Source organism: Acinetobacter sp. YH01011 (genome assembly GCF_013420785.1).
In the GTDB taxonomy this organism is placed as follows: domain Bacteria; phylum Pseudomonadota; class Gammaproteobacteria; order Pseudomonadales; family Moraxellaceae; genus Acinetobacter; species Acinetobacter towneri.
Genome location: NZ_VOYG01000021.1, coordinates 1 through 23,138, shown reverse-complemented (window position 1 = coordinate 23,138; position 23,138 = coordinate 1). Strand labels below are relative to the sequence as shown.

Genomic DNA, 23,138 nt, shown 5'->3' with positions numbered 1-23,138 from the left:
TTCAATGATGTTGGTTGTTGCAGCATAAGTTGAAGAGAAAGTCCTACTACACATAGTCCAGTGCTTTTGCTTTTGCGTTAGGGATTCTGCCCGAAGGGGCAAGACAAACAGCTTCATCGTTTGGCTTGAGCGAAGCCAGTTAGCCCGACCTGAAAGGGAACGCCCATATTTTTCAATTTATGTGATGTATGTTATAGTTTTTGTAGAAATCAATGCTGTGGTTTCTTTTTATAGCCCGATCACACCCTCGTGTTCGGGTTTTTTTACGCCTTAATATTTTTAGTCAATTCCTGTATTTATAGGGTATAGCCTAACGGTACAATTTAGGACCTAATAAAATCATATAAAAATTCGTATCTATAGACTTACTTTTATATTTCGGTACAATATGTATCTATAAATCTAATATCTAACGGTACAAAATGCCTAATCATGTCGGTTACATTCGAGTCAGTTCAATTGAACAAAATACGGAACGCCAATTGGATGGCATCCACCTTGATAAAACCTTCACAGAGAAGGCAAGTGGTGGTAGCCGTGAACGCCCTCAATTGAACGCTATGCTCGATTATTTACGAGATGGGGATACAGTCCACGTTCACAGCATTGACCGCCTAGCACGTAATACCAACGATCTGAACGATCTGGTAAATAGCCTGAATGACAGGGGCATTACTATTATTTTTCATAAGGAAAATTTAACCTTCAGCCATGACGTAGCACAGTCAGCCCTTAATAAGCTCATGTTTCAGATGCTTGCTGCATTCGCTGAATTTGAACGCTCAATCATTCGTGAACGTCAGAAGGAAGGGATTGCTAAAGCCAAAGCGAAAGGCTTGTATAAAGGCAGGAAGCGCAAAGTAGACTATTCAGAAATACAAAAAGCCATGCAGGAAGATGGCTCGACTTTTAGAAGTGTGGCAAAAAGGTTTGGGGTAGGTGTGGCTACAGTTCAACGTGCTTTACAACAACAAAAGCCTTAATGGTGATCAGTCATTAAGGCTAGTACGTTTTTCATATTAGGCTGCTAGTTTCTGCTCAATTGCTGCAATTGCTAAACCTTGAGTCGGAATATTCATACAACGAACACTGTCAGTTTTTAAATTAATTTTTGATAAGAAGGTATTCAAGCGACCAATACCAATTTCACCAAAATCTGTATCTGTAATTAAATCAGCTAACGTGTGAATTGAAATGTTTTCTTGATTCCAAGATTTATATTTTTCAACTGCAACAGATAATGAAGCTTTAAATAATTCCAGATTGCCGTTTTCAACTTTATTCGCCATTTCTAAAACAACATCTTTAATCACATTAAATGACTCCAGGTCTAAGAATGTGGCAACAGCTAAAATAAGCGCATACTTTTTAAAATCAGCTTTATTTTCACAAATATTGAAAAGCTTGGTCATTAAAGGAATACGTTTATTAATCAACTCACGTAAATCAGAAATTAGATCAAACTGGTCTGAGTCAATGTCATTGCGTAAGCGGTTAAGCTGCTTCGTATTTTTGCTCCAATCAATTTCTTCAGCCGTTGTCTTTTTAAGATCAACAACAAAACTACCGATGAACTCTTTAGATGCAGTCGTAAATTGAGTCACAGACTTAGGAGCAACCACATATTGCGAACCACGTTTAAGCTCTTCAGCCTGTGTACGGAAATGCTCTTTCAGCTCTTTATCGTATGTTGTACCCAGCGTGTTGTAGTAAGGCATTGCATTTGCAGTCATGCATGCTTCCAAGCTGTTCAACTTTTTATGCATCGTTGTACGATATGCCCAAGATCCATAAATGTGCATGAAGTCAGTCGTTAAAGCATCTTCAGTTTTTAACATGACAGCCGTGCGTTGGTCGGCTGCAAGGCATTGAGCAAAGCTAAACATTGTTGCTACCAAAGCCTGCTTATCGTCAGTCAATTCAAAGCCACACAATTTAGCCAATTCAACTTTTTTGCTATTCAACTTTTCAAGGTCTGCATTCGGTTGAACCAAGTCTTCAATTTTAAGTTGACCTTGATCAATTGCATTGAGTGCATCCTGCTCCTGGCTCTTGGCTGCTTTTAAAGCCTGCTCTTCAGCCATTTGTTTTTTCCATGCTAGGAATTGTGCAAATTCTTGTTCATCGAATTGAGTTGAAGCGTTTGTGTCAGTGTGGTTTACAGCGTTTGTCATTTTATTCACCTTAATGGGTTGTTGAGTTATGCCTGATTGTTTTCAGGACTTCCTTATCGTTGCGCTCCGATGAATGCAAATATACACCATTTAATTTCAAATGGAATCTATTTGAGTCCAAAAAATCAAATAAAATTGCTAATTGCTCAAAATGTGTTAAAATGGACGCAGAATTTAAGCTATATATAAAGTAGGAAAAAATGATTTTTTATACGACACATTCCATTTATACAGGCTATGTTTTGATCAAAATTCGTGAAGCAATGGGGTTTAAGCAGCAACGTATGTTTGCCAAGTTCCTAAATATGTCTCACACAGGCTTAGGTAAAATTGAACGTGGTGAAACAGGAACGACTGTTGAGCATCTTTATTTGATGGCTTCTCTTATAGGCACAACGCCAGACGAGATTTTGAAATGTGTAAACTTGGTGATTGAAGAATCTAGCAAGGTGCATGAAGTTGTTGTTTTAGGGTCAAGTGAGTTCAATAAGCTGCATTCACCTTTAACAGAAAATGAGTCAATCCTCGATCACAACGAACTGGATGCAATCTTAGGTACAGACGTACAAATTGAGATTCTTAAAATTGTTAAAGAAAAGGTGAATGAAAAAATTCTCCAAGAGATTGAACAAAAAATTCAGGAAAGTGAAAATCAGCCCTTAATTCGAGTTGAGTTTTCAGATAAAGAAAAAGAAGCATTTAAAAATGCGAAGGAAGAACTTTTTGGTACAGTCCCTGCTGGAGCATCATTGAAAACTTTAGCTGCTGTATCTGGTCCTGTTGGTTGGGGTGTTGCAGCCATTGGTACTGGACTAAGCCTTCTCTTATCCAAGCGCAATAAAAAAGCTCCATAAGGAGCTTTTCTTTTACACGCTATACGTCTTACCTGAAGATGGCTTATTCTTCTCACGTTCAGCTTTACGCTGTTCACTGAGTTTAGAATGCTCTTCATCAGTCAATTTAACCTTTGTCTGGTTAAGGGGCTTGTCCATAATTTCATTATATCTTTCAGCACCTAAAACACGTTTCGCTTCTTTCAATACAACTTCACGAATGAAGTCATTCAACGATTCGCCAATAAAGCCTGCTGCTGCTTTTAAAGTTTTTTCTTCCTCATAATACAAAGGCACAGATGCCAAGCGTCCATGATCCTTACGTGTACGTTTCTTGACTTCACCTGTATGTGGTGTAAGCAGGATCTTATACATCAAGTTGCGTGTGTATTCGACTTCTTGACCTTTAACATCTTCTAAGGTTGCTTCTGGGTTAGCTTGGATCTCTTCAAGTTCGTCACCAAAGCCTATTTTTGCTTTTTGCTTGCTCATTATAGGATCTCCACCAAGAACTCGTTGAACTCGTCTTTAGCTTTAGAGCTACCCATTTCTAAAACAGATAAGCCTTGTACCGATGCATCACGGAACTGTTTGCGGTCACGGATAACTGTATTCAGGATCTTAAATTTAGGGAGCGTATGAAGCAGCTCAATCGAATCTGCAACTTCTGTTGATTTTGAGTTTGAAGGAGCTTTGTTGACCACAATATACGGTTCAAGCTTTTCATTGTCTTTGTGGAAGGTATTAAACATCTTCAATACGAATGGCAATACTTCAACATCAGCTTGGCTTGGTTGAGTCGGTACAATCAATTTATCTGCAACTTGTAAGGCACTTCTGAATTCGTCAGAATCTCTACCCGCGACATCCAAAACCACGTATTTATATTTCTTTTGAAGGTCTAGCAGGACCTTCTTCAAGTCGCCTTTATGATGCTCAGTATCAATCAGATTTTCAGTTCTTCGCTTTGACCATTTAACAGCAGATTGTTGGTCATCAGCATCAACTAGAACTGTATCCCCTTTCTTACTCAAAGCTACAGCTAGGTTTGTAGCTATTGTTGTTTTACCAACTCCACCCTTCTGATTAGCTAAAATTACAATCATTTTCTTATTCTCTAATACATTTAACAATAGCTCTATTGTAGAGCTTGAATTATGTATAATCCAGTCAAAAATCATCTACTTTGTAACAGGTTAAGGTATGATTTGTAGCTTAGATTATAGGGGGTAGTATGAAAGAAAAAACTTCAGTATTTAAAGAAAATTTTTTGTTTTGGTTAATGTTTGGAGTGTTTTTTATACTTTGGCTTACCACAACTGGTATTTTTATATTTTTCTGTAGATATTATGGAGTTTACGGTACTGAAGGCAGTATAGGGGCTTATGCTAATCTATTAGTTTTTGATGCAACCATTTTTGCTCCAATTGCAGCATATTTCTTTTATGACAATTGGAAAGAGCAAAAAAATTATGAATTAAAAAAAGAGTTGATGATTAAATTAAGTGAATTAGTTTCAGCTCAATTTTTAAAAATAATGAAATATGCAAGAAGAGCAGATCGTCTAAAAGAAATAGAAAACTTAGAAATTATTATCCCAAATTTTAGCGATGCAAAATATTGTTATGATGTAGATATATTAAATGAAATATTTGCAGTATTAAACATTTATGAAGGCATTAGTAATGATGAATCCTTAACAGCCTATAAAGATAAATTCGATAATCATGCTTTTGAACTTACATCATTTTTAAAAAAAATTGAAAAAAAATATTCAGAATATACCTCTATCTTAGAAATCGTACCAGAATCTACAAATAGTGTAACAAAAACTTATAATTTTGGAAGACAAGAAAAAGTTATAAATAATATACTAAGTATCAAATCCATTATGGAAAATGAGGTGGATTTTGAAAATACAGACATAAACGGAAATATAAATAGATATAAGACAACATACGATAAAGCATATGATAATTTTGAAACTGTATATAAGGATTATATTAAAGCAATTACAAATAAAATGAAGGCATAACCCCCTGCCCCAATTAAGGAAGCAGGGTAAAATATTATCAATCTTTATAGTAAATACCTTTAGCTCCAATGGCTTGTAAGGCAATAAGTTGTAATAGTGAAATTGAGTGTTTGTCATCTAGCTTCACATCAATTAAATGTAGAGCTAGTAAAAAGTTTGTTGCTAAATAAGTTGCGATAAGAGCTTCAATCATTAGTACGCTCCAAAATGAGTTTTAATTGCTTTAATGTTGTCATCGTATGATCCGTATAAGTCATCAATACCAAAATCAATGTCTAGGTCATCTGCATAGTCTTCTTCGCATTTGAGATAGTTATATGCCATTTCTGCATCTGCATTGAAGGCTGTTAATGCGCCTTTCTTATAGTCAGATTTGATGTCTACAAGATGCTCGTATAGTTCATCGTCAATTTCTGCTTCTTCTACTGATCTCCCGTTGTATAAGCCTGTTTGTAAGATCTTGGCTTTTACGATTTTGTTGTATGTGGTTTTAGATAATTTTCTCATTCCTAGTCCTGGTTAATATTAAGGGATGCTATGAACATCCCTGCCCTTTTTTCTTGTGTCTTAGTTGAAGTCTTCAGCGTTAAGCTCAATCTTCATTTGTCTAGCCATTGCAGCTAAACCTTTATAAGTGATACGAATTTGAGGTTGGTGTGTTGTAACTTTTTCAACTAAGTAGCCATTCATGTTCTGGTAGTAGCCAATAGAGTCACGACCAAAACGGTCTTTATTGATCCATTTTTTATCGTACATCCATTGCTTCATGTCTTTTAATTTCATACCACCTAAGAATTTGTATGCATCTTGGAAGCACATAGATCCTTTCTTTCCTGCTATAAGATCGTATGCATCTACAGTAGGCTTCATTACTTCAATTGCTTTAGCAGCTTCTAATAACTTGGCTTCAGCTTCTTGCTTAGCTGTTTGCTCTTCAATCCATTTTTTAGCTCTAGCTACAGGATCTTCAATCATGTAAGAAGGACGTACTGCTTCAAGAACTTGAGCTTCTAGTTCATTCCATCTTTTGATAATTGCCATTCTGAGCTGTACGTTATATCCCGATACCAAACAAATTGATAAGTCTTTATCTAAGTTGAAGCATGGAAGTGTACGTCCAGTGCTGTCTTTGTACTGAGCGCAAAATTGCGCTGAGTCAATTTGAAGCTGTTCAAACATATTTCTAATATCACGAAGAACGTCTTTATGTTCTTTACCTGTCATGTCTGCAATTTCTTTAGAAGACATTGTTTGAATTATAGGACTAGATACAACTGAAATAGATGTGTTAATAGCTGTATTATATGGTGTAGAGTTTTGAGTTTGTAATGATAAATTTGTCATCTTTTTTATCCTTTATATAGATGTGTTTTGAGTCCGCTTATAATCCTATTTGGATGCAGACTTAATATATTGGGTTTTGAATTGTTTATAGTCAGATAGGCTTTTTAATATGGGCTGACTAATCCCCATTCTTGTTTTTATTGTTTTCTTAATAATGATTATTATACAAAATCAAAATATGTTTTGCAATGGCTGATAATATATGTTAGGCAATCCTTAAAATAGCCTGAGATTACAGGCTAAAATAAGAATTTTAATAATTTAAACTAATTCTAACTGTTCGGCTTCTTCTGTAACTTCAATATCTTCAGCAGCAGAATTTTCAAATTCATCATTTAACCAACGCTGTAATAAACTACGCATTCTTGAGCTTGGTACATAAATATTGATTGGGTTACCTTCACGAATAGCAGAACGCCATATCCATTGGACCATCTCAGATAGAGCGAATACATCTTCCTTAACAGGGAATCCCTTCATAGCTGAAGCTTTAACAACCATTGGATTTGGATATAGGTTCATCAAGTAAGCTAAGTTGGTTTTGTCTTTGTATTCGTTAGTTGCCTTTGTATTGAAGGCTAACCATTCTTCTTTATAGCGTGATCCAGCAATTGCTGAATGTGCTTCTTTAAATGAAGTCCAAAGTCTATCTGACTTTTTCGCTTTAACATGGTTACGGAAATAGTTATCAAGATTTTTTGACAACTGCTCACATAAAGCTTTCTTATTTGATTTGAATTGGCTTGAACTCAATGCTGTAGTTTTAGTACCAATCTCATTAATAAACTTGTTATCTGAAATAGTGACTAAATGCTTAATTTGAGAAGGCTTGTTACCAAAACGGATCAGTTCATACTCAACGCCATACGATTTCAAATACGCTGACATTTGAGAGCCTTCAAACATATAAGTAGCAATCCAGACTTCTTTAAAAGATCTCAGTGTGTCGATACTCAATTCCCAAACAATCAACTTCTGGTCCACATACAAGAGCTGACCAAGATCACACATTGTTGCTAGGTTTTCGTATTTCGTACCTGTCGGGTCACCACCGTTATCACCATACTTTTCACGATTGAAACGAAGAGTGACAGCATCATCATCAACATGAATCCAACCTAAACGGAAAAGAGCTTCTAACTCTGTAGATGAATGCTCTGTATATACATCATAGACTTGGATTGTTTCGTCAATAATCAGTACATAGTCTTTTGCATCATCCAACATATTTGGTGTTAGGTTCATAAAAAGTTGATGTGTACTGACTACGTTTTCTTTGTTTTTTAACAGGTATTGCAAGCTTTCAGCTTTATTTCCACCCTTATAGCTTGGATGCTTGAAACGTCTTTCCTTCAAAGGAGCATCATCTAAATAGGCGTAATGAACGCTTGTATCGTCTTCTGTCGTAATTAAAGGACGTTTTAATACATCTTCAGGATCGTATGTTGTACCTGAAATACGATGGCATTCATCAAGTAATGGAGTGATGTAAAGAAAGTTCTGGTCTTTTTCTGCTGTTCTAATGTTTTCTATAATTTGAGTAGTCTTACCGCTACCCATCATTGCATCATAAACTTTAAACACTGTGCTTATTTTTCCTATTGGCACGTTTTATTATCCTCATGACATTTTGTTGTTATGGAAGACTGCTCTTCCTTCTTGAGACAGATTATATTATTTTAAGACAGATAATGTCAATAGCTTGTCTTGTGACTCTGTTTTTGTCTTGATTTGCTTTATTTGTCTAGCTAAGCACTTGTTTTGTTTTTAAATTTAAAACTGTGGATAAGCAAGACAGATTTCAGTCTTAATTGATCTTAGGTTTTATACGGCTTTCGCTGCAATTCGATACTCAAATTACAGTGAATTTATAAAGGAAAATTTAAAGGCTGTAGACAAAACCTTGTCTTAGACATTTTATAACTACTTGTTTTTAAAAATGAAAAAAGCAAAAACCTTAAAACAAAAATGTACGGATTCTAGGTACACATAAGCGCACACAGACATAGCACCTAAAGCCTATTTACTGACCGCCCTCTGTTCCTTCCATTACTGTAGCTATTGCATACAGTCGGTTGGTTGCTCAAACATTTACTTCAGCATAGCTTCGTTGTTACTCGCTATACTTCGTAAAGTTTCGAGCTGAGGTCCATTCTTTTATAACTCTATGTTTTCAATTGATTTTGAAGGAAGCTTAAAAAGTCTTATAAAATAAGGCTAGACAAAACCTTGTCTTGGGACAGTCAAAAAACTCAATTTTTTAGGGCTTTTTTTAACTTTTATCTTAAAGAAGAAATTATAAAAAAATACATATAACTAATTAATAAATATTTAATTAATTTTTAAAAAAAAGAAAAAGAATTGAACGATATATCGAACTCCTTTCAGTCGTTCTCATATCTTCTTATAGAAAAATAGTTGTTCAACCTATAACAAGCTTTATCTTCATTTCCTTAACAGTCAATGAATCAAAACCTTTAACAGTCAGATAATCAATCTTTATCTGTATATGGTATTTCATACCACATCCATCTAAACATTGAACTGACTGCCCTGCTATCTTGTTTTCTTTCAATACCAATCAAGTTAAGAATATAATTATCTTTTTTAATAAGTTAATAAATAATTAATAAAAAATAGTTTTAAATAGAATTGGTATTCTTCAGCTCGTAGAGATGGAAATATGCATCCTATGATGTGTATGACAGCTCTCAGTTAGCCTAAGCAGAATAGGTATTCATATTCTTAAAAGTTATAAGGATTGACAATATAATAAAAATATGTTATATATGTATCTGTTTTCTATAACTAAAACTTATTTAAACAGGCATTCAATAAGAACAAAAACAACTTCAAATAAAAAGAGATATAACTATGTATTCAGTATTCATCATTACTAATAAAAAGAAATTTGTATTAGCAACATATAACGACTTCAACCCAGAACTGTCAGATCAAACAAAGCTACAGCTTATTCTAAATGGACCTACTGTTCCTGTAGCTGTATTTGAACAATACTTCAAAGCTCCTGAAGACTTTGAAATTAAAACTTATAAAAGTGGTATCGACAATGCTTTAGAAGCAAGCTTAGAAGTCAACAACATTAACCTGGTACAAGCCAATAAGAAAGCAACAGCAGATGCACGTGTACCTGTATTACCAAAAACAAGAAAGCCACGTACTAAGAAGACAACAAATGAAGATCAAGGGCTGTAAGCGTCAAGCCTTCCTAGATCAAGCTGTACTGAATGGCGGTCAACCAATCTTCTACCTAATCAAATGTTGGAATAAGGAAGAGTCATTTTACAAACTCGGCATAACCATGAACAACATACTCACCAGATACGGTACAGTTCGCTCTATGCCATACGAATGGGAGATCCTATTAGAACTACCCGATACAGCAGAAGCAGTCTATGACATGGAAGTAGCGTTCAAAACAGAAATGAATGACTACCACTATAAGCCTAAAATCTCATTCAACGGATCAGGTACAGAATGCTATACAGAACTAAGTGAGCATTTAAAAAAATTATTTCTGAGCAATGTTGATGTACATGGTCTTTAATTTTGCACAATCAGGATCTTCAGTCTCGAGCAGTTTGAATCCATGATTTTCATATAGTCTAATTAATTTTGGTATATTTTCACATTCTAAAAAAATAACTCTTCCACCAATCAATGATTGGACTTTAGAGATCACAGTGTATACGTCGTCAAGTATTAACTGAAGATTCAAGTAATTATTATTAACACTTTCATTTTTTCCAATTTGACCTATAAGAAAAGCTTTAATGCGACTTGCATTCTTACTTATTCCATCTAAATTTTTAATTTCTGTTTTGCTGATTTTTTTATTTTCTAGGACGATTTCTTTGAAGGTTAAAGAAAAATAGCCTAAAAGATTTGAAGTTTCATCATCTAGGATAATGTAGGTCCTTGAGTTCTCGGTTAACTCAAAGCGAATAGCCTTATTCGGATTTACAAGAAAATCTTCAACATCAGAATTTTTAGTGCATGAAAAAGATGACAAAATTTCGTTTAGTTCAAGTGAACTAAACGCTTCTATCATCTCGCTGAGTTGGACAAGCGTTTTTTTAATAACTGAATACCTTTCGCATTCTCTACTTTGAGGTCTCGTTTTTTTATTTCAACATAACGAGGGTTGGCAATATCTTCACTGATCATTTTGATTGCAGTAGGATTACTAACCACAAAGTTTTTATTAAAAGAGACAGTAGCCATAAGGTTTCTTCTCCCATGTATTGTATTTTGTGCAATAAATTATACATTTAAATAATTTATTATGCAATTTTTTATAATGTTTCTAAATGCTATATATAGTGTTTATTAAATTTAAAAGCACAACATATAGTATTACATCCTGTTCTGACTATTGACATTTATCAATTTTTCTGATATAGTTCTCGTTACTTATTTAGAACGACTTAGGCTGAATAAGAATAACAATCAAACTAGGTCAGTCATTTATATATCCTTTATTTCATCCTTACTAATCTGCTTATTCAGGTAGGCAGATCAGACATCCTTTATTTCCTTTTTAGCTTGGAATAGTTTATCTCTTTCTATTTTAGGCTATATTTAATAGCTCTAATAATAGCTCTATTAAAACAGCTAACAAATTAATAAAAATAAACAAGATCTGTATTTAAAACAGACATCTACCCTTTTAAAAAAGAGACTCTATTCAACCTAGTAAGCAATAACAAATACAGCAACTACAGTAACCCAACACATATAACTAGAACAAAGACTGCATAGCTTACTGAATCAATTAGAGCTTCAAATAGGCTTGAACAGATGCCCTTCTATTTACCTACATGCACGTATGCGCCCACGCATTTTGCAACATCAACAGCACATCAAAACAATAATCAAAGGAACAATAACAATGGGATCAAAACCAAAGGTTCAGAAACAAGATTCGCCAGAAGAGATTGAACGTAGAGCCAAAGAACAAGCTCAAAGAGAAGCAAATGAGAATACAGCTTCAAGACGTAAATATAAGCAAAGCTCGGTACTTGGCGGCTTACTTGGCAAGAACACAGTAATCAGCAACCTATACAACCAGGTCAATAATACTGGTAGCAACAATTCGAGTAACACGAAAACAGGAACGTAGAGATTAGATGAAGGCACAACAAATCCTAAAACGCCTGAGTCAACTTAAATCTGAACGTGTAAAGCATGAAAGCCATTGGCGAGATTGTTATAAATATTGCGCTCCTGAACGTCAGCAAAGCTTCCAAGACGTAACAGCATCAGGACTAACACAAGAACGAAAACAAGCAAGAGCTGAACTGTATGACACAACAGCCTGTGAAGGTATTCAACTCTTAGTCTCAAGCGTATATAGCGGTACAACCTCACCTGTTAGCTTATGGTTCAAGTCAGTACCAAGTGGCGTAGATACGCCTTCTCAACTCACACAAGGCGAACAGTGGCTTGATATGGTCGATAATTTTATCTTCCGCAATATCCACAGCTCGAACTTTGACAGTGAGATTGTAGACTTTCTGACAGATCTAATTGTTGCAGGATGGGCAGTTTTATATGTAGATACTCACCGTGATAAAGGTGGCTTTACATTCAATACCTGGTCTATTGGCAACTGCTATATCAGCTCAACACAAGCTAATGGATTAATCGACACAATCTATAGAGAGTTTGAATTATCAGCCGAACAGATCGTATCTGAATTTGGCATTAACAATGTCAGTGATAAAGTTAAAACAGCATTAGAAAAGAAGCCTGATCAAAAATTTACATTAGTACAAGCTATCTTCCCTAGAGACAAACAACAGATCAAAGGTGAAGAAGGTAAACGATTAGGTAAAGCTATGCCTTTCGCTTCTTATACAATTGAAGCTCAATCAAAACACATCTTAAAAGAATCAGGTTTTGAAGAGTTCCCATGTGTAGTGAGTAGATTTAGAAAGATCCCAGAATCCCCATACGGCTTAGGTATGGCTAGTATGGTTCTAGCAGATGTAAAGACAACTAACCAACTAATGAAGCTCTCATTACAAACAGCAGAGCTTAATCTTGGCGGCTTATGGATGGCTGCACACGATGGCGTTGTAAACCCTAATACACTTCGTATTCGACCTAATGCAATCATAGCCGTTAACTCTATTGATAACTCTATTAAACGACTGGATACAGGATCAGCAACGGTAGGTATGGGCTTAGACTTCTTACAACATTTCCAAGCTAAGATTAAACGTACTTTAATGTCGGATCAGCTCACGCCACAAGGTTCAGCACCACTTACAGCGACAGAAATACAAGCAAGAGTAAACGTGTACCGTAACCAATTGGGATCTGTATTTTCTCGAATGCAGGCTGAATACCTTCAAGTTTTATTAGAAAGAACATGGGGCTTGGCAATGAGATCTGGTGTACTTCCATCTGCTCCTGAAGAGCTAATGCAAGCATCACGTATCAGTTTTAATTTCTTAAATCCGATGGCAGCTTCACAAAAGCTAGAATGGGTAACTTCAGCTCAAGAGCTAATGATGAATGTAGGTCAGATGGCAACAATTGATCAGACAGTTTTAGATAACCTTAACCTAGATGCAATGGTTCAGATCATGGCAGATGGATTAAACGTACCTAAAGAAGCACTTCGTACAGAAGATGAAATAGCAGAATTGAGACAGCTTAAACAACAGCAACAACAAGCGATGCAAGAACAACAACAGCAACAAGCTCTAATGTCAGAAGTAGGTTCAACAGCTATGGATATAGCAAAAGACCAAGCTAAACAGATGACACCAGAAGAGCTAGGAGCAATGCTTGAACAGTAATAAATATCACAGAGTCTTTACAAGTGAAGAAGGAATACAGGTACTAGATGAACTCATTTCACTATTCCACGTACCACTAGCATTTGATAAAGACTCAGCAACTCAGACAGCCTTTAATCTAGGACAACAGGATGTAATTAACTTCATCTTGGCACGTATTAAAGAAGCTGAACAAGCTAAGTAATAAGAATTAAAAAAGAGAAAAAGAATGACAGACAACTTAGAACAACCACAAATTAATGAACAAGATACAGTTTTAAGTACAGCTAATGATAGCTCTATTGATACAGCTATACCTGATAAGTTTAAAGTGGTATCAGAAGATGGTGCGGTAGACTACAAAGCGACAGTAGCCAAGATGAATGAGAGCTACAGCTACTTGGAAAAAAAGGTCGGAACTGGTGAAGTAGCTCCTAAATCGGCAGATGAATATAAGATTGAACGTGAAGACTTTAACCTTGAAGACTTCAAAGCAGATGAATCAAATAAACAATTTCTAGCTGAAGCTCACAAGCATGGGATCACAAACAAACAACTCGACTTCCTTTTGAATGAGTATGACAAACGTGCAGTAGATCTAGTATCTAATAGTTCTCAATTTGATACAGACTCAACTATCCAGTCGCTTCAATCTGAATGGGGCAACAATTATGAATCGAATGTCTTTTCAGCTATTCGAGCAGCTAAATCAGCAGGCTTAACAGAAGAACAGATTAATGATCCTAGTATTGGAAATAATGTAGCAGTAATTAAAGCTCTTGCTTATTTCGGTTCACAGATTGCAGAAGACAAGCCAATCAATAACGGCACATCAGTTAGTACAGACATCAATTCCTTAATGCGTAGTGAAGCCTTTTTCGATTCAAAGCACCCAGACCATCGCCAAGTGAAGGCTCAGATTGATTCGTATTACGACAGCCTAAGACGATAACAAATAGCTCCTGAAGTGGCGTTCAGATAAAGCTTCAAGCCATACAGTCCTTGTGTAGAGCATGTGACTGTATCACTTCTTATCAGCCCGATATGGATAACTGAAACAATAACAAGCTCTACAAATACAACATAAAAACAGAGCTAATAATAGCTCTAACAATAAATCTAAATAATAAAAACAAGGACAATTAAAACAATGTCATATAACACTATTGATAGCGTATTTGTAAAACAGTACGCAGACACATATTTAGCTCTATTAGAGCAGAAAGAATCAAAACTATTATCAACAGTAACGAATATTGGATCTATCACTGGTACTTCTTGGACTCTTAATGAGATGGGTACTTTAGGTGATGACTTCAATACATTAACTCGTTTCGGTGAGACGCAATATACAGACGCTTCATTCGCTTCTCGCTTGGGAACAATGAGTGACTTCCCAAACTTTACCCGTTTGGCTATTCAAGACCTTTACAAGCTGAAGGCTCAACCACAAGATCAGCTATTACAACGCTTACATTCAAAATGGAATAGGAAGGTCGATAAGGTTGTATATAACGCTCTATTAGGTAACGTACAACGTAAGACAGTAGGTGCAGATACTTATACAAACGTAGCTCTTCCTGCTAGTCAGATCTTAGGTGATACAAATACGCCTATCACTAAACAGCTTCTTATCGACATCCGTACTAAGTTTATGGAAAACGATTGTGAAGAGCAGATCTACATTACCTACAATGCCGACATGCTTAATACTATTTTGGCAGATCCAACACTTACTCATGCAGATTACTTGAGCGCAAGTATGCTTCAGAAGGGTGAAATTTCTAACTTCTTGGGTTATCAATGGGTCCATTATGAAGGCATTAAAGCAGCAGATGGCTTATCAGCTACAGGGGTTGCATATACAAAATCATCTGTAGAAGTAGCAACTAACTCAATCTCACCTTTAAAAATTGTTGAAGTAGAGACAGCTAACCGTTTCCATAGTATTGGTCACGTAGAGGCGATTGGTGCTGTTCGTTCGGACGAAAAGAAAGTAGTAGCATTCAAGTTTAAAATGTAATAGCTCTAATATTACAGCTACTATATACAAAGCTCCTTATCTGTAACAGGGTAGGGGGCTTTCAATACCTAATAATAACAATAACTAAGGACGCTACATGACAACAAAAATTGATATATGCAATCAAGCTTTAAGCCTAATCGGTGCAGATAGCATTACAAGCTTTGACGATAAAACAAGTATAGCTAAACGTATGAAGGGTATGTATGACACATCACGTAAAGCGTTACTTAGACTCCATCCATTCAACTTCGCAACTAAGCGAATCAAACTTTCACCATTAACTCAGAAGCCTGACTTTGGCTATGAGTATCAATATCAACTTCCAAACGATCTAATCAGAATCATTTCAGCAAGTACAGAAGACTATGTACTTGAAACAGACAAACTATTAACAGACTCAGAAAAACTAGAACTGATTTATGTTTTTGACAATACCAACGAAGAAACATTCGATTCACTATTTATTGAATGCCTAATCTTATACCTAGCATCCAAAGCAGCTAAACCAATTACAGGCTCACAAGGAGCAGGGGAGTCTTTTTATATCCAATGCCAAGACCTAATTAAGCAATTGAAAGCAGTTCAGGCACAGGAGGTATTAAGCATCCAATTCTTTAAAGAAGACGACTACACATTAACGAGACGCTATGGCTAAGATCAGTTTAATCAAAAACAACTTTACCAGTGGCGAACTTAGTCCGCTTATTTGGATGCGTACCGACTTAAACCAATTTAGGAATGGAGCTAAGTCAGTTGAAAATATGCTACCAATCATTGAAGGTGGTATTAAGAAAAGAGGTGGCACAAAACTGCTCAGAGTTGAACAGGATGCGGTTAGAATCATTCCGTTCATTGTGAGTCATGGCAACAACTATATTGTCGTATTTAAGCCTTTTGCCATTAATATTCTGAGTGCAGAAGGGGAGCTAATTAGAAGCTTCACAACTCAATATACAGCATCACAAATTAAAGATATTAACTTCTGTCAGAGTCGCTATAACCTTTGGCTAGTACATGGAGATCATCCTGTATCCTGGATCAGATGTTCAGAAGACTTTACCAATTGGGCATTCGATAAATTTACTTATTCAGTACCGCCATTAGAAGATACATATACCCCTGCATTACCACTTAAATCTTCAGAAATAAACGTAGGCAAGACGACAGTTCTAACAGCATCTATGTATGCAGTTCATACGACAAACAAGCAGTACATCGTAGGCGATATTTGTTATGTGTTTGGTGCTAACTGGACCATGAAATATTACAGATGCTTGGTCGATCACATGAATCAAATACCTAAAGATAGTTATGCAACGACAATAGATCCCGATACAGGCGAAGTTAGCTATACAGAAACAGTCTATTGGCAATCCATAGCACCTGAAGAAGCTGTAGCTTTTAATGCTCAAACAGTTGGCAAATACATCTTCATCAATAGTGGTGTAGTACGTGTAGACCGTTTTATTTCAGCAACTCAAGTATCAGGAGAGGTCCTAGTTAAGCTAAGTGCAAACATTGAAGCTATTGCTAGATCATGGACAATTAAAGAACCTATTTTTAACAATACATTTGGCTATCCAAGAGCAATAACATACTTCCAACAACGATTGGTATTAGCAGGCTCTAAGAAATATCCAAACTATATTTGGCTCAGTCGCACAGGAGACGAATCAAACTTCCTAACAACTACATTAGATGGCGATTCATTTACTGTAGCTGCTTCATCAGAACAACTATCAAACGTCCTACATCTTAGTCAGAGTAGAGGTATCGTAGTTTTCTGTGGTGGATCAGAACTGACAATCAATGCTCAAGATTCACTGAGTCCAACAAACGCAAATATCCTAGAACATACAGCTTATGGAATTGTACCGACTATTAAACCAATCAAAGTAGGATCTGAACTTCTGTTCGTACAACGTGGAGCAGAACGAATCCGAACCCTTGTTTATGACTATGCTCAAGATGGCTTGGTATCGAATGAGCTATCAGTATTAGCTTCACATCTAGGAGAAGATGGTGGTGGCTTTAAAGAAATGGTGTATCAGCAAGAACCTGATTCAGTGATTTGGCTAGTTATGAATAATGGAAAGCTCGCAACTTTAACCTTAGACAGAGAGCAGTCAGTTATTGCATGGGCTAAACATGATATAGGTGGCTATATAATCAGTATTACATCTCTACCTTCAACTACAGGTGCAGATAAAGTCTATTTCCTAGTCAATCGAAATGGCACATTACAAATTGAACAGCTACAGGAAGAGCTATTACTGGATACAGCAATCCAAGCTACTGTAACTAGATCAGATGATGAATGTACCGTAACTAATGCTTTAATCGGCAAGCTAGGAAATGATATAGCAGCTTATTATAAAGACTCAGTACATACCTATGCCGTACCAATTCTTCATAGAGAAGGAAATACCATTCATATTGAATGTGATGAACAGGTCAATCAGATTTATATAGGCAGAAAGTTCACAGCTAAAGTCAGTCTATTGTCACCAGACATAAGCCAAGCTCCAACAACAAGTAACCCTGCTTTATTCAAAGTCGATCATCTCAACCTATATATGTATAAATCTATCAATCCAAAAGTGAACGGTGAAATTGTTGAACTCAAAGAATTTGATGAAGAAACATTAGATAAGCCAAAACCATTTACAGGGCAACAAAGAATTGCTTTAGATGGATGGAATACATACGACAACTTCAAACTTGTGATAGAACAAGATGAACCACTTCCATTCCATATAACAGCAGCAGTCCTAGAACTGAACATGAATGACCGTTAGATATAAACACAATATGTTGTGTTTTATTTTAAATTTGCACACAAGTGACATATCTTGTCGTGATGTTTTTCATAATAACTATGGTTGGTGTTGACAAAATGCTTTATATAATCGGTCTGATTTGCTCTATTTTAAACGTTTTGTTTAAAATTGATATTAAGGTGCATTAAAGTCTTATCTTTCTATATGGATCTATTTGGTGGCTCTGGCGCGATGTTTGTAAAAATATCTACTTATTATTGTTGCAGTTTGTGCATTTATCAACTATGCTAAGTTCCATGTTGTGGGGATACTATTTTTTCACAACAAAAAGAGCCAGAATATCTTTCGATACCTAGCTCTTTAGTAAGTTTAGGAAACCCTAAACTAAATGAAAATGTGAGATAAAAGTGGTTTTCCATAAGGAATATAAATAGAGCACTCTTCGACCTTTGCTATATTTACCTCTTTAATCTGGTCTAGTAGTGTACCTAAGTAAACTTAGTTACACAATCGAATTTGTATAAAAAATATACAATGGTGTTAGTCTAGACTAATTGAAGTTGCCACTTGAGTCCACTAAACCTTAAAAAGTTTGATGGAGTTCGCTATGTCAGCAACTTATAAATTCCCTCCCAAAGGGACGCAAGAAGCTATTCTCTTAACTAAACTGTTAGGAGGAGAGGTAATTCGTAATCATCGTGCAATGAACTTGGTTGATAGCCCATGTCCTAGTAGTGTTTTAAGTAGTTTACGACTTAAACGTAATTGGGATAGTGCAATTAAACGCAATCGTGTTCCTAGTACATCACCAACAGGTCATACAACAAGTATCATGGAATATAGAATTCCGTCTTCAGTGCTTGTTGATTTGAAGAAAAATGATCCGAGAATTGAAAAGTTTTTGGAACAAAATCGAAAATCATAAAAACTTAGCGTCAAACTAAGGTGTCCTTCGGGATGCCTTTTTTATTACAACAATAAAAAAAGAGGAAAGAATGTATAGAGTAGAACACGCAAAAATATTAGATGTACCTGAGCTGTTAGAATTAGCAGTTCAGTTTTGGAATGAATCACCGACATACCAACAAAGACCAATCAACTTAAACAAGGTCAAGACTCAAATTCAGGCTTTAATCCTGTATCCATCACAAGGCTGTGTATTAGTAGTCAAAGATGACAACGACAAAATACTTGGTGGCTTTTTAGGTGGACTACAGGAAGAGTGGCAGTCAGATAGTCTTATGGCTTTTGATTATTGTTTATTTGTTAGCTCTAATAATAGAGGTAGTAAAGTAGCTTATCTTCTTATCAATGCCTTTCTTGAATGGGCTAAAGAAGCAGGGGCAACATGGGTACAGTGTGGTACAGCAACTAAGATAAATACAGAAAAAACAATAAGCTTCTACAAGAAGTTTGGCTTTGAACATACAGGCTCATTTCTTGAGATGAAGCTATAAAACACATAATAAAAATAATAATGAGGTAAGTATGGCAGTCGCAGGAGCAGCAGCAGTTGCATATTGGGCAGCAACAGCTTTAGCCGTAGCAGGCACAGCATATTCCGCATATAACGCTAGACAGATGGGTAAAGCACAAGCAGCTCAAGCCAATGAAAATGCAAAGATGGCTGAGTCACAAGGTCGTGTAGAAGCAGAACGTATCCGTGAGCTTGGCAAGAAGCAAGCAAGTTCAGCAAGGGCTAAGATGGCAGCTCAAGGTTTAGATTTGAATGCTGAGAATACAGTTACAGAAGAGATTGAAGAAGATATTGATCTGAATGCAACTAAAGATGCCTGGACCACGTTTTTCAACAGAAAAAATCAGGCAGGGCAGTTCAGAACAGATGCAGCTAATTACAAACTACAAGCACATCAAGCAACAGTGAGTGGTGTATTAAATACAGGTTCTACACTTCTATCTGCTTTTGGTAATGCACCTAAAGGCGGTGGTAAAACAACAACTCAATCAGCTTCAAACATTAACTCCAATCAATTAACGATGGATACAACCAGACTAAGTTCTTCAGGGTGGGCATAAGATGGCTAGAATCCCTATGGGCAATTTCGGTAATGTGACTCCACAAGCTCAACAAGGCAGAGTATTAGATAATGGAGCAGGACAAGTAGCTCAAGCAGCAGTACAGTTAGCACAAGTTGGGCAACAGGTATCACTAAAAAAGCATAATGAACAACTCAAGATCCAAGAAGAAAAAGATCAATACCAATTCAATATTGAAGCAGCTAAATATGGATCTGAGTATCAAGATTATCTGACAGAAACAAAGCAAAGACTAAGTACAGGTGAATTAGATGAAAGCCTAGCTAAAGCCTATTTGAGACAACGTGCAGATGAAATGAATGAAGCATATAGTCAAAGGCTACCAGAGCATCATCGTGAAAAGTTCAACTACTATTCAGAGAAGCTATTTCAAGAATCACAAGCCAACATTAAACCACTGGCTTATGAGGTAGAACGTAGAAAGATCAATGCAGACTTTGAACAGATGTCAGAAGCGACTCTTAAACTTGAAAATAGAGAACATGGCTATGCACTATTCAAAGATACTTTGTCACGCAACCCTGTTTTAACGCCTGAACAAAGAGTTAAAGCTGAAGAAGATTGGCAACAACGTAGAGACCTATCAGATGCTAAAGGCGTATTAAACAGCCTAGAAGAACAGCAAGACATTGAAGCTTTACAAAAGCTACATAAAAACGTGGATACAGTCTTTCCATACATGAAGGTAGAGACTAGAGATGCTTATAAAGCAAATATTGAATCAGCTATTAGCCGTATCAATAGAGGTATAGAAGTTAAAGCTAAAGAGCAAGATAAAGAACATGCACAACTAACCAAAGACTTTGTTGCAGATGCTTTTACAGGTTATCCATTATCTGAAAGCCTTGTAAACAGTACATTAGAAGCAGTTAAAGGTACGAAATACGAAGCTGAAGTAAGAGAAGCTGTAGCTTTAAATAAAGATGCTCAAAAGTTTAGAGATGCTTCACCAATTGAACAGGAACGTAGTATTGCAAGACTGACGACAGAACTAGAAAACAGTCCTCAAGATGATGCAACGCTACTTCAGAAAAAGTTAAACGTATTTAAAAGTATTGCAGCTACATCTAAACAACGTGCAAATGATGATCCTGTAGCTTCAGTACAAGCTCAAACTGGACATAAGCTTTATACCGTTACTCCTGAACAAATAGGAACAGGCGATATAGATTTTAAAAAGGCTCAAGTAACGACAGATCTACTTGCTGAACAAAAGAAAGTAAATGGTGGTGTAGGTTCACTGATCCAATGGAACAAGTCAGAACGTACAGCTTTTAAAGATCGTTATTTTGATGCAACGCCTAGACAGCAGAAAGCTATGCTGACTGATCTAACTAAAATGGCAGGAAGTAATAAAGAAGCTCAAAAGGAATACTTCAGCCTAATAGGTGGTGAAAAGAATGCTTATGACTATATGGGTATCGCAAAGCTCAATCAGTTAGATGTGACGTTACACGGTACAAATATCAGAGCAGCAGAAGTAGCTTTAGAAGGCAAACAGATACTTAATCAAGGACAGGCTTCAGTATTAGGAGCAGAGAAGGAATTTCATAACGCTATTCAATCTGAGTTTGGCAATGCTACAGCTATTGGTACAAATGAGCATCGAGCTTATCAAAACCTGGCTTATTCACTTTATCTAGGACTTGCTAAACGTGGTGAGAACATTATTAAACGTGATGAAAAGGGTAATCCAATCATCAACAAGGAAATGGCTAAACAGGCATTCGATATAGCTACAGGTGGAACGTATAAACAGAAGCTAGGTAAGAATACCAATCACATCTTTATGCCGTATGGCTTTACTCAAGACAGTTTTGAAGATCATATTCAAAACCATTTTAGAACTCAGTATCGAAAAGAAACAGGTCATCTTCCCCCTTCAGAAAATCTATTAAAGACACACGTAGTACAACCTGTACCTAATGCTAATGGATGGTTCATGTTCATACAGCCTAACGGAAAAGTGATGAAAAATCCTAAAATAGCAAAACCGTACATTATGAGAATTTGGAAATAACAAGGAAAACAAATGGGCTTATTAAGTGGAGAATTTACAGAACAAGACTTAGCCTTTGATGAAACGAAATTAACAGACCCTAAGAAGTTCAAACGTGGAACATTATCTGACATCGGACTAGGAGCAGTATCAGGTACAGCTAAAGGCGTTTTATCCGTATCTAACGCTGCAAGCCGATTCGTAGAAGGTGACGAAGTTGCAGATAAACGTATGCAACAAGTGAATGAAGCTTTTACTCCGCTTAATCAAGGTCAAGCAGGACAAGTAGCTTCTGGTATTACTGAAGTTGTAGCAGCAGGTACGGTAGGCGCACCATTAGGACCTTATGGAATGGCTGCTACAGTTGGACTTGGTACAAGAGCTACAGAGCATACAAAATTAACTCAGCAACTTGGCGTAGACCAAGACACAGCAGATGTAGCATCTAATATTTATGGAGCTACAAACGCTGCTTTAGCCTTTTTACCTGTATCCAATGTATTTAAAAAGTCTCTAGTTGCTGACTATGCAGCTTTAGTTGTTGCACCTACAGCAGCAGGACAAGCCTTAACGTATGCAGAAGGAGCTTATTTAGAAGGCAAGGGATATGAGAAGCAAGGTCAACAATACAAAGACATGGCTACAGATCCTACAGCTATTCTAATGAACTTGGGTATTGGTACAACTTTCTATGCAGCAGGGCGTTATATGAATGCTCAAGGGAATGCAGATTTACCTGAAGCAGAAGTCCATAAAGCTGAAGCAGATTTCAATGCAACCGTTGAACAGGCACAAGCAGATGCCGATGTATCTAGTATGCCAAACGTAGCAGAAACAGTAGATGATCTAGCTCAACATCAAAACAATATCAATCAAGCGATTGATCAAGTAATGAAGGGAGAGAAGGTCAATATATCTGAAGCTACAGGTGGCAAGCTTAAAACATTAGATGACGTTAAAAAGTATATTCAAGCTAATCAAAAGAAAGTACAGCCAACACTGGAAGAACTATCAAATAACATTAGATCCAGCATATCTTCAAGGCTAGCAGCTAATAAAAACAATAGTTCTAATGATGAA

General features: G+C 36.3%; 25 protein-coding genes. 16 read left to right on the top strand and 9 right to left on the bottom strand.

Features of this window, described 5'->3' with window-relative positions; all coding sequences use genetic code 11:
* Positions 1 to 422 precede the first annotated feature (422 nt).
* Positions 423 to 983, top strand: a complete 561-nt coding sequence (locus FTT78_RS12560; protein ID WP_180044496.1) for a recombinase family protein — start codon at positions 423 to 425, stop codon at positions 981 to 983.
* 36 nt (positions 984 to 1,019) lie between these two features.
* Here FTT78_RS12560 and FTT78_RS12555 read toward each other — a convergent pair whose 3' ends face one another.
* On the bottom strand, positions 1,020 to 2,174 hold the full coding sequence (locus tag FTT78_RS12555; protein ID WP_180044494.1) for a hypothetical protein: 1,155 nt from the start codon (positions 2,172 to 2,174) through the stop codon (positions 1,020 to 1,022).
* 242 nt (positions 2,175 to 2,416) lie between these two features.
* Here FTT78_RS12555 and FTT78_RS12550 point away from each other — a divergent pair, with 242 nt between their 5' ends.
* Positions 2,417 to 3,028 (top strand): helix-turn-helix transcriptional regulator, encoded by a 612-nt coding sequence (locus tag FTT78_RS12550; RefSeq protein ID WP_180044492.1) that lies wholly within the window; start codon positions 2,417 to 2,419, stop codon positions 3,026 to 3,028.
* A gap of 12 nt (positions 3,029 to 3,040) precedes the next feature.
* Here FTT78_RS12550 and FTT78_RS12545 read toward each other — a convergent pair whose 3' ends face one another.
* A complete protein-coding gene (locus tag FTT78_RS12545; protein WP_180044490.1) occupies positions 3,041 to 3,499 on the bottom strand; it encodes a hypothetical protein in 459 nt (152 codons plus the stop codon).
* Positions 3,499 to 4,113 carry an AAA family ATPase gene (locus tag FTT78_RS12540; protein WP_180044488.1) on the bottom strand — a complete coding sequence of 205 codons (615 nt, stop codon included), beginning with the start codon at positions 4,111 to 4,113 and terminating at the stop codon, positions 3,499 to 3,501. Before FTT78_RS12540 ends, FTT78_RS12545 begins: the two co-directional genes overlap by 1 nt.
* A 128-nt stretch (positions 4,114 to 4,241) precedes the next feature.
* Between FTT78_RS12540 and FTT78_RS12535 the strand changes: the two genes are divergently transcribed.
* The gene (locus FTT78_RS12535; RefSeq protein ID WP_180044486.1) at positions 4,242 to 5,042 is read left to right on the top strand and encodes a hypothetical protein; all 801 of its coding nucleotides are present in this window, start codon (positions 4,242 to 4,244) and stop codon (positions 5,040 to 5,042) included.
* A gap of 37 nt (positions 5,043 to 5,079) precedes the next feature.
* Here the strand turns inward: FTT78_RS12535 and FTT78_RS12530 are convergent, their stop codons facing one another.
* The 4 genes from FTT78_RS12530 to FTT78_RS12515 all read right to left on the bottom strand — a co-directional run bounded on the left by FTT78_RS12530 (position 5,080) and on the right by FTT78_RS12515 (position 7,994).
* The gene (locus FTT78_RS12530; RefSeq protein WP_180044484.1) at positions 5,080 to 5,235 is read right to left on the bottom strand and encodes a hypothetical protein; all 156 of its coding nucleotides are present in this window, start codon (positions 5,233 to 5,235) and stop codon (positions 5,080 to 5,082) included.
* Positions 5,235 to 5,549, bottom strand: coding sequence for a hypothetical protein (locus FTT78_RS12525; RefSeq protein WP_180044482.1), 315 nt, complete (start codon positions 5,547 to 5,549; stop codon positions 5,235 to 5,237). Before FTT78_RS12525 ends, FTT78_RS12530 begins: the two co-directional genes overlap by 1 nt.
* Positions 5,550 to 5,609: 60 nt before the next feature.
* Positions 5,610 to 6,386, bottom strand: a complete 777-nt coding sequence (locus tag FTT78_RS12520; protein WP_180044480.1) for a Rha family transcriptional regulator — start codon at positions 6,384 to 6,386, stop codon at positions 5,610 to 5,612.
* A gap of 261 nt (positions 6,387 to 6,647) precedes the next feature.
* Positions 6,648 to 7,994, bottom strand: coding sequence for a hypothetical protein (locus FTT78_RS12515; RefSeq protein WP_180044478.1), 1,347 nt, complete (start codon positions 7,992 to 7,994; stop codon positions 6,648 to 6,650).
* Between the two features lie 1,266 nt (positions 7,995 to 9,260).
* Here FTT78_RS12515 and FTT78_RS12510 point away from each other — a divergent pair.
* Complete coding sequence (locus tag FTT78_RS12510; protein ID WP_180044476.1) at positions 9,261 to 9,602, top strand: hypothetical protein; 342 nt, start codon at positions 9,261 to 9,263, stop codon at positions 9,600 to 9,602.
* Between the two features lie 316 nt (positions 9,603 to 9,918).
* Here the strand turns inward: FTT78_RS12510 and FTT78_RS12505 are convergent, their stop codons facing one another.
* Positions 9,919 to 10,458: an acetyltransferase gene (locus FTT78_RS12505; RefSeq protein WP_180044474.1), complete on the bottom strand. Its 540-nt coding sequence runs from the start codon at positions 10,456 to 10,458 to the stop codon at positions 9,919 to 9,921.
* Complete coding sequence (locus FTT78_RS12500) at positions 10,455 to 10,631, bottom strand: hypothetical protein (protein WP_180044472.1); 177 nt, start codon at positions 10,629 to 10,631, stop codon at positions 10,455 to 10,457. Before FTT78_RS12500 ends, FTT78_RS12505 begins: the two co-directional genes overlap by 4 nt.
* Before the next feature lie 604 nt (positions 10,632 to 11,235).
* Here FTT78_RS12500 and FTT78_RS12495 point away from each other — a divergent pair.
* The 12 genes from FTT78_RS12495 to FTT78_RS12440 all read left to right on the top strand — a co-directional run.
* Positions 11,236 to 11,529: a hypothetical protein gene (locus FTT78_RS12495; protein ID WP_180044471.1), complete on the top strand. Its 294-nt coding sequence runs from the start codon at positions 11,236 to 11,238 to the stop codon at positions 11,527 to 11,529.
* Between the two features lie 7 nt (positions 11,530 to 11,536).
* Positions 11,537 to 13,216: a portal protein gene (locus tag FTT78_RS12490; RefSeq protein ID WP_180044469.1), complete on the top strand. Its 1,680-nt coding sequence runs from the start codon at positions 11,537 to 11,539 to the stop codon at positions 13,214 to 13,216.
* Positions 13,206 to 13,400, top strand: coding sequence for a hypothetical protein (locus FTT78_RS12485; protein WP_180044467.1), 195 nt, complete (start codon positions 13,206 to 13,208; stop codon positions 13,398 to 13,400). Before FTT78_RS12490 ends, FTT78_RS12485 begins: the two co-directional genes overlap by 11 nt.
* 24 nt (positions 13,401 to 13,424) lie before the next feature.
* Positions 13,425 to 14,147 (top strand): hypothetical protein, encoded by a 723-nt coding sequence (locus tag FTT78_RS12480; protein WP_180044465.1) that lies wholly within the window; start codon positions 13,425 to 13,427, stop codon positions 14,145 to 14,147.
* A 198-nt stretch (positions 14,148 to 14,345) separates the two neighbouring features.
* The gene (locus FTT78_RS12475) at positions 14,346 to 15,218 is read left to right on the top strand and encodes a phage capsid protein (RefSeq protein ID WP_180044464.1); all 873 of its coding nucleotides are present in this window, start codon (positions 14,346 to 14,348) and stop codon (positions 15,216 to 15,218) included.
* A 97-nt stretch (positions 15,219 to 15,315) separates the two neighbouring features.
* Complete coding sequence (locus tag FTT78_RS12470) at positions 15,316 to 15,876, top strand: hypothetical protein (protein ID WP_180044462.1); 561 nt, start codon at positions 15,316 to 15,318, stop codon at positions 15,874 to 15,876.
* Positions 15,869 to 18,019 carry a hypothetical protein gene (locus tag FTT78_RS12465; RefSeq protein ID WP_180044460.1) on the top strand — a complete coding sequence of 717 codons (2,151 nt, stop codon included), beginning with the start codon at positions 15,869 to 15,871 and terminating at the stop codon, positions 18,017 to 18,019. The genes FTT78_RS12470 and FTT78_RS12465 overlap by 8 nt, the downstream gene beginning before the upstream one ends.
* A 589-nt stretch (positions 18,020 to 18,608) precedes the next feature.
* The gene (locus tag FTT78_RS12460; protein ID WP_180044458.1) at positions 18,609 to 18,926 is read left to right on the top strand and encodes a hypothetical protein; all 318 of its coding nucleotides are present in this window, start codon (positions 18,609 to 18,611) and stop codon (positions 18,924 to 18,926) included.
* Positions 18,927 to 18,996: 70 nt separating this feature from the next.
* Positions 18,997 to 19,458: a GNAT family N-acetyltransferase gene (locus tag FTT78_RS12455; protein WP_180044456.1), complete on the top strand. Its 462-nt coding sequence runs from the start codon at positions 18,997 to 18,999 to the stop codon at positions 19,456 to 19,458.
* 31 nt (positions 19,459 to 19,489) lie between these two features.
* Positions 19,490 to 20,038 carry a hypothetical protein gene (locus FTT78_RS12450; protein WP_180044454.1) on the top strand — a complete coding sequence of 183 codons (549 nt, stop codon included), beginning with the start codon at positions 19,490 to 19,492 and terminating at the stop codon, positions 20,036 to 20,038.
* A gap of 1 nt (position 20,039) precedes the next feature.
* Positions 20,040 to 22,079, top strand: coding sequence for a hypothetical protein (locus FTT78_RS12445; protein WP_180044452.1), 2,040 nt, complete (start codon positions 20,040 to 20,042; stop codon positions 22,077 to 22,079).
* Between the two features lie 12 nt (positions 22,080 to 22,091).
* Positions 22,092 to 23,138 (top strand): hypothetical protein (locus FTT78_RS12440; RefSeq protein ID WP_180169981.1); only part of this gene is annotated, 1,047 nt, incomplete at its 3' end.